Genomic DNA, 11,888 nt, shown 5'->3' with positions numbered 1-11,888 from the left:
GCACAGGTTTACCGATGTTCCAATAAAGATGATTAGCTAGCTAATTAATCGTTTCCGCATTATCCTCCTCACCATTGTCTATCTTTCCAGTACGACCATCCCCCGCAAGGTCCGCCTAGTGCCCATCACCCTTCAGGCCCTGTTCGCCCCCACCAGCCTCGCCCTCAAGTTCGCCATCAAGACCTTGCTCGGTGGCGGCCTGGCGTTGTGGCTGGCGATGCGCTGGGGCCTGGAGCAGCCGTCCTGGGCACTGATGACCGCCTTCATCGTCGCCCAGCCGCTGTCCGGGATGGTGGTGCAGAAAGGCCTGGCACGGCTGGCCGGTACCTTGGTCGGCACGGTCATGTCAGTGGTGTTCATCGGCCTGTTTGCCCAGACCCCTGGCTTGTTCCTCATTACCCTGGCGCTGTGGTTGGCGCTGTGCACTGCTGCCTCGACCCAACTGCGCAGCGCCTGGGCCTATGCCTTTGTATTGGCTGGCTACACCGCGGCGATTATTGCCTTGCCGGCCATCGACCACCCGTTGCAGGTGTTCGACCAGGCCGTGGCACGGTGTACCGAGATCTGCCTGGGCATTTTTTGCGCCACCGCCACCAGTGCCTTGCTCTGGCCAATGCGGGTGGAGCAGCAATTGGGCGGGCAGGCGCGGCAGGCCTGGCAGAACGGCCTGCAGGCTGCCAGTGCCATGCTGGGCGGCGAGGACGAGGCGCGCAAAGGCTTGCTGGAGAGCCTGGGGCGTATCGTTGCCATCGACAGCCAGCGTGAACATGCCTGGTTCGAAGGCAACCGCGGGCGCCAGCGAGCTCGCGCCATTCGTGGTCTCAGCCAGAAGCTGATGGTGCTGTTGCGCATCTCGCGCTCGGTGCGCCGGCAGTGGCGGCAACTCGATGAGCGTGAGGCAGCACACCTGGCACACTGGCTGGAAGAGGTTCGCGCGCTTCTGGCCAAACCCGACCAGCCCAGCCTGTTGCTGCTGCGCCAGCGCATCTGGGATGCCGCCCATGATGAGCAGATCAGTTCGACGGAGCACTACTGCCTGGCGCGCATGGCCTTGCTACTGGATTACGCCATGGCCGCCAGTCTGGCGCTGGAGGATGTGGAGGCGGGCAGGGCGCCCAAGGATGTATCCCAAGGCCTGGCCGTGCACCGCGACTGGTCGCTGGCCTTGCTGTTCGGCTCACGCAGCGCACTGGCTTTTCTGGTGATGAGCGGCTTCTGGCTGGCGACAGCGTGGCCTTCGGCGCCGGGAGGCCTGGTGTTGACTTGCGTGGTCTGCAGCCTGTTCGCCAGCCGCGAGAACGGCGCGCAGATTGGCCTGAGCTTCCTGCGCGGGATCTTCCTGGCGATACCTGCGGCGTTTCTGGTGGGGCAGATCCTGCTGCCGCAATGGAGCAGCTTCGCCATGCTTTGCCTGGGCATGGGCGTGCCGCTGTTTCTCGGCGCATTGGGCATGGCCCACCCACGCACCGGGGCCACCGCCACTTCCTATTGCCTGCACTTCATCGTGCTGGTATCCCCGCTCAACGCCATGCAGTTTGGTGTGGCGACCATGCTCAACAGTGCGTTGGCGATGCTGGTAGGGGTGTCGGCAGCGGTGATGGCCTTCCGGTTACTGGTATTCCGCCACCCGGCCTGGCTGGGCCGGCGCCTGCGTGCCGCCACCCAGAGCGACTTGGTGCGCCTGACCCGGCGCGACCTGCGCGGCGCCGACAGCTGGTTTGGCGGGCGCATGGCCGACCGCCTGATGCAACTGGCGCGGCATGCTGGCGAGCTGCCCGAAAACGAGCGCAAGCGCTGGGATGACGGCCTGCACGGGCTGGATATCGGCGATGAACTGGTGCACCTGCGCATGTGCCTGGCGGTTGCCCAGGCCCCCTTGGGGCGGGCCGAGCGCGAGTACTTGCAGCAGGTGGAGGCGGTATTGGCCAAGGGGCCGGCCGCCGGGCGTGGGCAGCGCCTGGACGCCGCCAGTGAACAATTCATTGCCGCCTTGCGTCGGCTGCCTGCGAGTGACCCGCTGCGGCTGGCCGAAGGGGCTGTGCTGCAGTTGCAGAAAAGCTGGGGCAAGTGGTGCCGTTGGCAGGAGGAAGCCCATGGGGTTGCGTGAATGGGAAGTGGGCGGCGTGCTGCTCAGCCCGTTTCTGCTTTATGTGTTGCTGGCGCTGGTGATAACCGGCGTGTTGCGCCTGGTGGTGCAGGCGACGCCGTTGGGGCGCTGGATCTGGCATGAAGCGTTGTTCGATGCAGCGCTGTTCGTTTGTGTGTTGTTCCTGGTGGTGAGGCTGCTGGGAGCTTTATAAAGGAGTGTTTCGATGCGTGCGGCCGTACGTACCCTGGTGACGCTGTGTGTGGTGGCTCTGGCCGTCTGGGCCGGCTACCAGCTGTGGCAGTACTACATGCTTACGCCCTGGACCCGTGACGCCCGTGTGCGCGCCGATGTGGTGGTGATCGCCCCTGACGTGTCCGGCTGGGTGCGTGAGCTCAAGGCCCGTGATAACCAGCAGGTCAAGGCTGGCGACCTGTTGATGAGCATCGACCGCGAGCGCTTCCAGGCGGCCTTCGACCAGGCCAGTGCGGTGACTGAGACCCGCGCGCAGCAACTGCGCTTGCGCGAGCGCGAGGCAGCCCGGCGTACCGCCCTGGGGCCAGAAGCGATCAGTGCCGAACTGCGTGAAAATGCCCAGATCAATGCAGCCATTGCGCGTGGCGAACTGCATGAAGCCGAAGCGCAGTTGCAGGTTGCCAAGATCAACCTGGCGCGCAGTGAAGTGCGGGCGCCACGCAGCGGGCATATCACCAACCTGCGTCTGGCCGAGGGTAACTATGTGAACACCGGGCAATCGGTAATGGCCCTGGTGGATGATTCAACCTTCTATATCCAGGCCTACTTCGAGGAAACCAAGCTGCCGCGTATTCGCGTGGGAGACACGGTGAAAGTCTGGCTGATGGGTGCGGGCGAGCCGATGCAGGGGCATGTGGAGAGCATCAGCCGCGGCATCACCGACCGCAACAGCAACCCGGACAGCCAGTTGCTGCCGGAGGTAGAGCCAACCTTCAACTGGGTGCGGCTGGCCCAACGCATACCCGTAAGGATTCGCCTGGACCAGGTACCGGAAGGGGTGACCCTGAGTGCAGGCATGACCGCGAGCGTGCAGGTGCATGAGGACCGGGGCGAGCAGTGATGGTGCTGCCTTGCTAACTTGTAGCAGCCTTGTGCTGCGAAGCGGCCAGTACAGGCAATGTAGTTGTGTTGGCCATGCCGGCCTCTTCGCAGCGCAAGGCTGCTCCTGCAGGTACGGCGCATCGCCTGGCGTGCCGTGAGCCTCAGAGGAACATGCCGCCCGACACTTCCAGCCGTTGTCCGGTAATCCAGCCATTGCCGTCTTCCAGCAACAGCGCAATCGCTGCGCCGATATCATCCGGCAAGCCCACGCGGCCCAGCGCCGTATTGCCGGCAATGTACTCATTCACCTGCTGGTTATCCCGCACCACGCCGCCACCAAAATCGGTCTCGATCGCCCCCGGCGCCAGAATGTTCACCCGGATGCCACGCGCGCCCAGTTCCTTGGCCTGGTAGCGGGTCAGCACCTCCATGGCGCCCTTCATCGCGGCATAGGCGGCATACCCCGGCAGTGCAAAGCGCGCCAGGCCGGTGGAAATGTTGACGATGCGGCCATTGTCGACCAACAGCGGCAGCAGGCGCTGAGTGAGGAAGAACGGCCCTTTCAGCTGAATATTCAGTAACTGGTCGAACTGCGCCTCGCTGGTTTCGATGTACGGCACGTTCAGGCCGATCCCGGCATTGTTAACCAGAAAGTCAAAACGCTCGCGGCCAAAGTGCTGCTGCAGCGTGCTGCCCAGGCGCTCGGCGAAGCTGGCAAAACTGCTGCTGTCGCTGACGTCCAGTTGCAGCATGGCCGCCTTGACCCCGGCCTGTTCCAGTCGGGCAACGACGGCCTGGGCTTCGTCCGCCTTGCTGTGGTAAGTGCCGATCACATCGATACCGCGTGCGGCCAGGTGTTCGGCGGCATTACGGCCAAGGCCGCGGCTGGCGCCAGTGATCAGGGCAATTTTGCGAGTCATGGTGAAAACCTCAGGGTGGGTGGATGAGGTCAGATTATTGGTCGGCGCGAGGCTGTTAAATCCTGTAAAAATGGAAATACTGTTCGCCAAAACCGGATAGTCGATGCCCGAATGAACAAGCTTGAATTGTTGCGCACCTTCGTGCGGGTCAGTGAAGTCCGCAGCTTCACCCTGGCTGCCGAGAGCCTGGGGCTGCCACGCTCGACCGTGTCAGAGCAGGTAAAGGCGCTGGAACGCTTGCTGGGTACGCAGTTGTTCAACCGTACTACCCGCCGGGTACAGGCGACCCAGGATGGCGCCTTGCTGTACGAGCGCAGCAAAGACCTGCTGTCAGGCATGGACGAGATCGAGAGCCTGTTCAGGGCCGACGATGCCGAGCTGGCCGGGCGCCTGCGCATCGACCTGCCGACCATGATGGCCCGGCGGGTCATCATCCCGGCGTTGCCGCAGTTTCTGCAGCGCTTTCCGCGGCTGGAGGTGGAGCTCAGTTGTACTGACCGCCAGGTGGATCTGCTGCGCGAAGGGTTCGACTGCGTGATGCGCATAGGTACCCTGCATGACCTGGATGTTGTGGCACGGCCGGTCGGGCAATTGAGCATGCGCAACTGTGCCAGCCCCGCGTACCTGGCCCGCTACGGGGTACCGCAGACGCCGCAGGAACTGGCCGGGCACCAGCTGGTGCATTACGTGCGCAACCTGGGTGCACGCAGCGCCGGGTTCGAGTACCTGCAAGGGGATGAGCTGCACTATCAGGCCATGGCGGGTGTGGTCACGGTCAACAACGCCGAGGCGTACTCGGCGGCTTGCCTGGCCGGGCTGGGGCTGATTCAGGTGCCGGCGGTGGGGGTTGCCGAGCACCTGCAGCGGGGCGAGCTGGTTTCACTGCTGGAAGACTGGCAGGCCCCGGCCATGCCGGTGTCGCTGTTGTATGCCCGGCAACGGCACGTTCCGCGCCGGGTTCAGGCGTTCATGCAGTGGCTGGCGTCGGTGCTGGCGTCGCAGGTCGACCCAGCGCCAAGTGAACGCTGAACAGGGTGCCGGGCGCAGGTGCAGACGTGCGGGGCAAGCACGAAAAACCTTGGCGAACGGCCTGGCACTTGCGTTAGGCTCCAGTTTGCGAGTTGCCCGGTAGAGGCGACCGATCTCCGCCAGGCGTGCGTATCTTCCGATATCATTGCGAGGTTACGTCATGGCCATCACTTCCCAGGACATCTGCAATGCCGCCGACCAGCTCAAGGGCTTTGTCGGTTTTCATGGCAAGCGCGGCGTTCATATCGTGCGTTTTTCCGAGGACTCGTTCGGCATGGATGTGGCCGACGACAGCATTACCCCCTGCAGCGAGTTTGTCTGGCGTGCCGAGCAAGGGCAGCGCATGGCGCTGTGCCGTGAGCGGCTGGCGCTGCTGCTGGAGCAGCATGTGGATGACCGCTTGAATATTGCTGAGCCACTGCGCGCCTACCTGCGCCGCCGGGATCTGCCAGAGATCGTGGCCGAACGCAGCATGCAGCAATAAACCCGGCCCTTGTAGGAGCAGCCTTGTGCTGCGAAGAGGCCGGTGAAGCCACCATCAACTGTGCAGCTTGTACCGGCCTCTTCGCAGCACAAGGCTGCTCCTACAAGGGCTGTGCAGTGCTTTGAGAGGGGGGCTGCAGCAGCGCTGCCAGCCCGGCACTGTCCAGCGGCCGGCTCAGGTAAAAGCCCTGCACTTCGTGGCAGTGGTCCTTTTCCAGCGCGCTGAGTTGCTGTTCGCTCTCTACTCCCTCGGCAGTTACCGTCAACCCCATCGCCTCACCCAGGTTGATGATGGCCTGCACCACGGCGCGGTCGCTGCCGCCGTTGCTGTTCAGGCCACTGATGAAGCGCTTGTCGATCTTGATGCTGTCGAACGGGTAGGTACGCAGGTAGCCCAGCGATGAGTAGCCGGTGCCGAAGTCGTCCATGTTCAGGCGTACGCCCAGTTCCTTGAGTGACAGCATGGTGCCCAGCGCGCCCTCGATGTCGTTGAGCATCACGTTTTCGGTAATTTCCAGCTCCAGGCGCTGGGCCGGGAAGCTGGTGTCCAGCAGGATCTCGCGCACGTCGGCGACCACATCGCTACGCAGGAACTGCGCAGGCGACAGGTTCACCGAAACCAGAATGTCGGCGGGCCAGTCGTGGGCAGTGCGGCAGGCTTCGCGCAGCACCCAGCGGCCCAGCGCGACGATGATGTCGCTCTGCTCGGCCAGCGGGATGAAGGTATCCGGCCCCAGCAACCCTTCCTGTGGGTGCTGCCAGCGCAGCAAGGCTTCGACCGCGACGATGCGCAGGTCGCTGAGGCGGTAGCGTGGCTGGTAGTGCAGCACGAACTCCTGGTTGCGCAGGGCCCGGCGCAAGTCGTTTTCCAATTGGCGGCGGTACTGGATCTGCTGGTTCATTTCAGCGGCAAAGTAGCGCCAGGTATTCTTGCCATCGGCCTTGGCCTGGTACAGGGCGATGTCGGCGCAGCGGATCAGCTCGCCGGCATCGAAGCCTTGGGTGCGGGTCTGCGCGACACCGATACTGACCCCGACGTGCAGCGGTTGGCTGTCAAAGCTGATGGGTTGCTGCAGCAGGCCGATCAGCCGTGCGCAGAAGCGGTCCACTTCGCTGCGGTTGTCCATGCCGCTGAGCACCACAATGAACTCATCGCCGCCCAGGCGTGCGACCAGGTCGCCATCGCGGGTAGTGTCGCGCAGGCGCGTCGCCACTTCCTGCAGCACCGCATCCCCGGCGCCATGGCCGAGGGAGTCGTTGATCGGTTTGAAGTTGTCCAGATCCAGCAGCAGCAAGGTCAGTGGCGGCGATTCATTGCCGCGCAGCAGGGCCTGCTCCAGGTGCCTGGCTAGCTTGTTGCGGTTCGCCAGGCCGGTGAGTGGGTCGTGTAGCGACAGGTGCTGGATGCGGGCATGGGCGTCGACCTCGTCGGTGATGTCACTGGCGGTGCCACGAAAACCGATGGGTTTGTCGTCATGCCAGATCGCGCGGGCCGAAATCCTGCAGTAGCGGTTCTGGCCATTCTGGTCGCGGTAAGTACAGCGCAGGTTGGCCAACTGTTGCGGGTCTGCGTTGGCGAGGGCGTCCAGCCAAGGTGAGAGCGGCGTGGTATCGCAGGCCAGCAACTGGTTGAGCGGGTGACCCAGCCAGTCGTCCACCGGGTAGCCGGTGACATTGGCAAAGCGCTGCGACAGGTACGTCAGGCGTTGTTGCCGGTCGGTTTCCCAGATCCAGTCGGATGCCGACTCGGCCACCGCGCGAAACCGCTGCTCGCTGGCCTCCAGGGCCTGGTTGCTCTGCTGCAAGTGTGAAAGCGTCAGGCCGATTGCCCGCGAGCTGCGCAAGGTGAGGCGGAACAGGTACAGCATGATCAGGCCGAGTATCAGCAGCGCGCCCAGCAGGGCTGGCATTACCGCCCACAGCAATTGGTGACCAGGCAGCGGGCTGCTCCAGGACAGGTGATAGCCGGTGTCACCCAGGTCGATACGTAGGTGGTCATGCTGCTGCATGTCTTCCTTTTCCACATGCATGCCGGCCAGGCCGGCACCTTTGCCCAGCTGCGCCAGTTTTTCTTCGGTAAGCTGGTCGACGAACAGCATCACTGGCGCCTGGCTTACCTCGCTGTCGGTGACGTCGCGGTCCGGGCGTACGGCTGCGGCACTGAGTACGGCCGGCCAGCCATTGAACAGCACGAAACGGGTGATCTGCTCGCGGGGAATGGCCGCCGCCCGGGCCAGGTCGATGATCGGCTGCAACGGCGCATCTATATAGGTGTTGGCGCCTGCCTGGCTGGGTTGTCCTTTGAACAAGGCATAGATGGTACGGTCGTTTTCCACCACGAACACCCCTTCGTAGCCGCTGGCGCTGTACAGCGACTCGCCTATGTTCTTTTCCTCGTAGGCCCACTTCCAGTCGGCATTCCCCGCCAGGTGCTCGAAGGCCGCATCCCATACGGCATAGCTGGACAGAAACTGGCGTGAGGCCAGCAGCCGTTGCTCCAGCGCCTGGGTCGCATGAAAGGCGCTACGCTGGCGCTCCTGCTGGTCAAGCGTGGTCGCGATATTGAACAGCGCTCCGAGGGTGACCAGGCAGGCCAGCCCGAAAACAGCGCTGAAACCGGCGATCAGGTGGCGTACCTGAAAGCGCGGCGTGGGGCTTGCGGGTGGAAGGTTGGCGGTCCTGGCCATGCGCGAGCGGCTCCTTCAAGCAGCCCCCACCGGGCAATCAGGCAGGAGGTTCAATCAGGATAGGCCAGCCTGAGCGTCGCAGCCTCGCCGCGGGCAAAATTGACTTGGTCACGGCCTGCGTGCTTGGCGGTGTAAAGCGCCTTGTCCGCCTGTTCCAGCCAGTGTTCCGGGGACTCGAGGCTAGCCTCGAATGCTGACAGGCCGATGCTGAGGCTGATACGCAGGTGCGGCAACTGCGGGTTACGGTAGTTGGCGACCCGTTCGCGCAGGCGCTCCATGGCGAGGCAGGCCTGAGCTTCGCTGGTGTCCGGCAGGATGACGCAGAACTCGTCGCCGCCGTAGCGCCCGGCCTGGTCGCCATCGCGCAGGTTGCGCCGTAGCTCGGCACTGAGCTGGCGCAGTACACAATCGCCGACCACGTGGCCGAAGGTGTCGTTGATGGTCTTGAAATGGTCGATGTCGATCAGGGCAATGACCGCGCCTCCTTGTTGCTGTTTACAGGCCTGGAACTTCAGCAGCAGCAGGTCTTTCCAGGCGCCATGGTTGAGCAGCCCGGTCAGGCTGTCTGTGAGGGTCAGGGCGCTCAGCCGGCGCTTGTGGTCGGCCAGCTTGATCGCCAGTTGATAGCACACCCAGCCCAGGGCCAGCGGGTACAGCGTCAGCATCGGCAGGCAGGCATAAACCTGCAGGGGCGTGGCGTTCAGCTGCAGGCCGGGGCCGAGCACCAGAACGGCAACAAGCATGCCGGCCAGCTGGGCCACTGCCCCGCGCACGACCAGCCGCTTGCCGCCGGCAGATACGTTGTTCATGGTCATCATCGACAGCACGGTCACGCTGGGCAACGGGTTGAAGTGCATGGCGGCGGTCCAGAACCCGCCCATCAGTGAATCGAGCAGCAAATTGCGCTGTTCCGCCTGGTAAGGGGTTACCGAGCGGGTAGCCCAACAGTAGGCCACGTGCGGCCACAGCAGCCCGTTGAACAGCAGCAGGCCCCATAGCCAGGCAGGCGGCGTCAGCGGAGCCATGCCGGCCATGACGCTGAGCAGACCGATGCCCATGCCGATGACGCGCGGCAGGTAGATGCGCTTGACGAATGAAAGGCCTTTGCCGCTGCGATTGTCCATCATGGTCATTGTTCTTCTGCCGGGGTGCCGTTTATCGCATAACTCACGTGAATATTGTTGAACACAGTTTCATCGGCGAAAAATGACCTTACAAGCCAATTCACGGTTGATGCGATCACTGTGGGGTAACATGAAGGCTTTCCTGTTGCTTGGAGTGCTGCTGATGGTTCCTTTGGCCAACCACGCTGGCGAGCCGGCACCCCAGCAGGATGGGCGTTTCCATAACCAGGCGGTGCGGCCGCAGGATAGCGTGCTGAAAAAGCTGCGCATCGGGCTCAAGTACCTGTTCCTGCGCAAGCCCCCGCAAACCCGGCCAGCCATGCCAATCAGCCTCCAGCCCATGACCCGCCAGCAGGTGCTCGATGCCCCGGACCACAGCTTATGGCGCTTGGGGCATTCCACGGTATTGCTGAAATTGCGCGGGCGCTTCTTCATCACCGACCCTGTGTTCGCCGAGCGCGCCTCGCCCGTGCAGTGGGCGGGCCCCTTGCGCTTCCATGCGCCGCCGCTGGCATTGGACCAGTTGCCACCGCTGGCTGCGGTAGTGCTGTCGCACGATCACTTCGACCACCTCGACGAGCAGGCGATTCGCCAGCTGGCGCCGCACACCGGGGTGTTTCTGGCGCCACTGGGGGTGGGCGACCTGCTGATGCGCTGGGGGGTGGCCCCTGCGAAAGTGCGGCAGCTGGATTGGTGGCAGGAAAGCGTGGTGGAAGGCGTGCGCTTCGTCGCTACCCCGGCACAGCACTTTTCCGGGCGCGGGTTGCTGGACAGCAATCGGACGTTGTGGGCGTCCTGGGTGATTGTCGATGAGGAAGTGCGGGTGTTCTTCAGTGGCGATACCGGGTACTTCGACGGTTTCAAGCAGATAGGTGAACGTTTCGGGCCGTTCGACCTGACCATGATCGAAACCGGCGCCTACAACGTCGCTTGGCCCGATGTGCACATGCAGCCGGAGCAGAGCTTGCAGGCCCACCTGGATTTGCGCGGGCGCTGGATGCTGCCGATTCACAATGGCACTTTCGACCTGTCTACCCACGGCTGGCAGGAGCCCTTCGAACGCATACTGACGCTGGCCAATCAGGCTCAGGTGCGCCTGAGTACGCCGCAGATGGGCGAGCGGGTCAGCCTTGGCTCACCGCATGCCGGGCAGAACTGGTGGAAGCCGCGGCCTGTGCGCCAGCGGGGCCAGGCGAACGAGCGCACAATGGCGGCACGCTGAGCTTCAATGTTTGTCGTCCCTGCTGCGCGAGGGCCGGTCCTGGTCGTCTTTCAATAGTTGCGAGGGCGGCTTGCCGCTGTCACTGCGTACCTGAGCATGGCTGATCAGGCCGAAGATAAAGCTGCCGCCAATGATATTGCCCGCCAGGGTCGGCAAGGCGAATTCCAGCCAGAAGCTGCGCCAGGTCTCATCGCCGGCCCAGACCAGATAAGACACTTCGACCGAGCCCACTACTATATGAGTGAAGTCGCCAAGGGCCATCAGGTAGGTGATCATCATGATGATCCAGATTTTGGCGTGCTCCATGGATGGGATCATCCAGACCATGGTGGCGATCATCCAGCCCGAGACGATGCCCTTGGCGAACATCTGGCTGACGTCGTTCTTCATGACCTTGCGGCCAATCTCCAAAAAGGCTACATCCGTCTTGCTGTCGAAGATCGGCAGCTCCAGCATGACCCAGGCCACCAGCAGGGTGCCGGCCAGGTTGCCGAGCAGTACCACGCCCCACAGGCGCAACAGGCGACCGAAGTTGGCCAGGGTAGGGGCGGTCATGACTGGCAGCACGGCGGTGAGGGTGTTTTCGGTAAACAGTTGCTGGCGTGCCAGGATAACGGCGAGAAAGCCTGCGCTGTAGCCAATGCTGGCAATCACCTGGGCACTGTCGCCGTCCGGCAGGCGGGCGTAGAACAGCCCCATGGCCATCAGCGATAGGCCCATGGACAAGCCGGCGGCCAGTGCCGACCACCACAGCGCGGCGAGCGTACGCTCCAGCTCCTGGTCGCCCTGGGAACGAATCATCTCGTGCAGCACTGCCGCCCGCGGCGGCTGGTTGTGGCTGACTTCCTGCTCTTCATCTGCAGACAGGCCCGGGGTTTTCTCGCTTTGCCCATCGCTCATGGCCGCTACGCTCCGTGGGGGTGTTTCATTACAGATCCGCTGCGCTTCCATTAGTTGCCAGGAGGCAGCGAAACACCTTTGAAAAGTTTTTTAGATCAAGGTGTTGACTCTAATTTCAAAGCGCGTATTATTCGCCACCTCGCAGCGACAAACGCTTCGGGGCAAGCGGTAAGTGTTTGAAGTTGTTAGCTTTCGAAAGGAAGCGGTTGTAAAAAAACTTCGAAATAAACGCTTGACAGCAAGTGAGGAAAGCGTAGAATGCGCGCCTCGGTTGAGGCGAAAAGCTCTTAACCAAACGCTCTTTAACAAATTGAATCAAGCAATTCGTGTGGGTGCTTGTGAGTACGGACTGATAGTCAA

Annotated in this window: 10 protein-coding genes; 6 read left to right on the top strand and 4 right to left on the bottom strand. The window is 63.0% G+C overall.

The features are described 5' to 3' along the window. Positions 1 to 118 precede the first annotated feature (118 nt). Genes SB756_RS27405 through SB756_RS27395 form a run of 3 tightly spaced genes read left to right on the top strand, consistent with a single transcriptional unit; the run spans position 119 to position 3,182 of the window. Positions 119 to 2,107 (top strand): FUSC family protein, encoded by a 1,989-nt coding sequence (locus SB756_RS27405; protein WP_284365204.1) that lies wholly within the window; start codon positions 119 to 121, stop codon positions 2,105 to 2,107. Continuing rightward, positions 2,094 to 2,300 (top strand): DUF1656 domain-containing protein, encoded by a 207-nt coding sequence (locus tag SB756_RS27400; protein ID WP_016498267.1) that lies wholly within the window; start codon positions 2,094 to 2,096, stop codon positions 2,298 to 2,300. The genes SB756_RS27405 and SB756_RS27400 overlap by 14 nt, the downstream gene beginning before the upstream one ends. A 12-nt stretch (positions 2,301 to 2,312) precedes the next feature. Beyond that, the gene (locus tag SB756_RS27395; protein ID WP_016498268.1) at positions 2,313 to 3,182 is read left to right on the top strand and encodes an HlyD family secretion protein; all 870 of its coding nucleotides are present in this window, start codon (positions 2,313 to 2,315) and stop codon (positions 3,180 to 3,182) included. A 142-nt stretch (positions 3,183 to 3,324) separates the two neighbouring features. On the opposite strand, the gene SB756_RS27390 is transcribed toward SB756_RS27395, so the two are convergent. Beyond that, on the bottom strand, positions 3,325 to 4,083 hold the full coding sequence (locus tag SB756_RS27390) for an SDR family NAD(P)-dependent oxidoreductase (RefSeq protein ID WP_341796587.1): 759 nt from the start codon (positions 4,081 to 4,083) through the stop codon (positions 3,325 to 3,327). Positions 4,084 to 4,194: 111 nt separating this feature from the next. Here SB756_RS27390 and SB756_RS27385 point away from each other — a divergent pair, with 111 nt between their 5' ends. Together SB756_RS27385 and SB756_RS27380 are read left to right on the top strand one after the other, a co-directional pair. Further along, positions 4,195 to 5,112 (top strand): LysR family transcriptional regulator, encoded by a 918-nt coding sequence (locus SB756_RS27385; RefSeq protein ID WP_410912656.1) that lies wholly within the window; start codon positions 4,195 to 4,197, stop codon positions 5,110 to 5,112. A 160-nt stretch (positions 5,113 to 5,272) separates the two neighbouring features. Then, positions 5,273 to 5,596: a DUF2025 family protein gene (locus tag SB756_RS27380; protein ID WP_016498271.1), complete on the top strand. Its 324-nt coding sequence runs from the start codon at positions 5,273 to 5,275 to the stop codon at positions 5,594 to 5,596. Between the two features lie 100 nt (positions 5,597 to 5,696). Here SB756_RS27380 and SB756_RS27375 read toward each other — a convergent pair whose 3' ends face one another. Both SB756_RS27375 and SB756_RS27370 read right to left on the bottom strand, forming a co-directional pair. Further along, entirely contained in the window at positions 5,697 to 8,282 is a 2,586-nt protein-coding gene (locus SB756_RS27375) for an EAL domain-containing protein (RefSeq protein ID WP_410912654.1), read from the bottom strand. Between the two features lie 50 nt (positions 8,283 to 8,332). Further along, entirely contained in the window at positions 8,333 to 9,406 is a 1,074-nt protein-coding gene (locus SB756_RS27370) for a diguanylate cyclase (RefSeq protein ID WP_341798921.1), read from the bottom strand. Between the two features lie 130 nt (positions 9,407 to 9,536). On the opposite strand from SB756_RS27370, the gene SB756_RS27365 reads away from it, so the two are divergent. Next, positions 9,537 to 10,628 carry an MBL fold metallo-hydrolase gene (locus tag SB756_RS27365; protein ID WP_410912652.1) on the top strand — a complete coding sequence of 364 codons (1,092 nt, stop codon included), beginning with the start codon at positions 9,537 to 9,539 and terminating at the stop codon, positions 10,626 to 10,628. Positions 10,629 to 10,631: 3 nt separating this feature from the next. Here the strand turns inward: SB756_RS27365 and SB756_RS27360 are convergent, their stop codons facing one another. After that, entirely contained in the window at positions 10,632 to 11,528 is an 897-nt protein-coding gene (locus SB756_RS27360) for a formate/nitrite transporter family protein (protein ID WP_341796583.1), read from the bottom strand. Positions 11,529 to 11,888 lie beyond the last annotated feature (360 nt).

This window comes from Pseudomonas sp. SIMBA_068 (genome assembly GCF_046534705.1).
GTDB classification, from domain to species: domain Bacteria; phylum Pseudomonadota; class Gammaproteobacteria; order Pseudomonadales; family Pseudomonadaceae; genus Aquipseudomonas; species Aquipseudomonas putida.
Note: the sequence above shows the minus strand (reverse complement) of the source record. Positions and strands in the feature narration are given on the sequence as shown.

Bases quoted from the DNA above. Each gene is read 5' to 3' on its own strand.
- SB756_RS27400 (WP_016498267.1), top strand. From the start codon at position 2,094: ATGGGGTTGCGTGAATGGGAAGTGGGCGGCGTGCTGCTCAGCCCGTTT.
- SB756_RS27395 (WP_016498268.1), top strand. From the start codon at position 2,313: ATGCGTGCGGCCGTACGTACCCTGGTGACGCTGTGTGTGGTGGCTCTG.
- SB756_RS27390 (WP_341796587.1), bottom strand. From the start codon at position 4,083: ATGACTCGCAAAATTGCCCTGATCACTGGCGCCAGCCGCGGCCTTGGC.
- SB756_RS27385 (WP_410912656.1), top strand. From the start codon at position 4,195: ATGAACAAGCTTGAATTGTTGCGCACCTTCGTGCGGGTCAGTGAAGTC.
- SB756_RS27380 (WP_016498271.1), top strand. From the start codon at position 5,273: ATGGCCATCACTTCCCAGGACATCTGCAATGCCGCCGACCAGCTCAAG.
- SB756_RS27375 (WP_410912654.1), bottom strand. From the start codon at position 8,282: ATGGCCAGGACCGCCAACCTTCCACCCGCAAGCCCCACGCCGCGCTTT.
- SB756_RS27370 (WP_341798921.1), bottom strand. From the start codon at position 9,406: ATGGACAATCGCAGCGGCAAAGGCCTTTCATTCGTCAAGCGCATCTAC.
- SB756_RS27365 (WP_410912652.1), top strand. From the start codon at position 9,537: ATGAAGGCTTTCCTGTTGCTTGGAGTGCTGCTGATGGTTCCTTTGGCC.
- SB756_RS27360 (WP_341796583.1), bottom strand. From the start codon at position 11,528: ATGAGCGATGGGCAAAGCGAGAAAACCCCGGGCCTGTCTGCAGATGAA.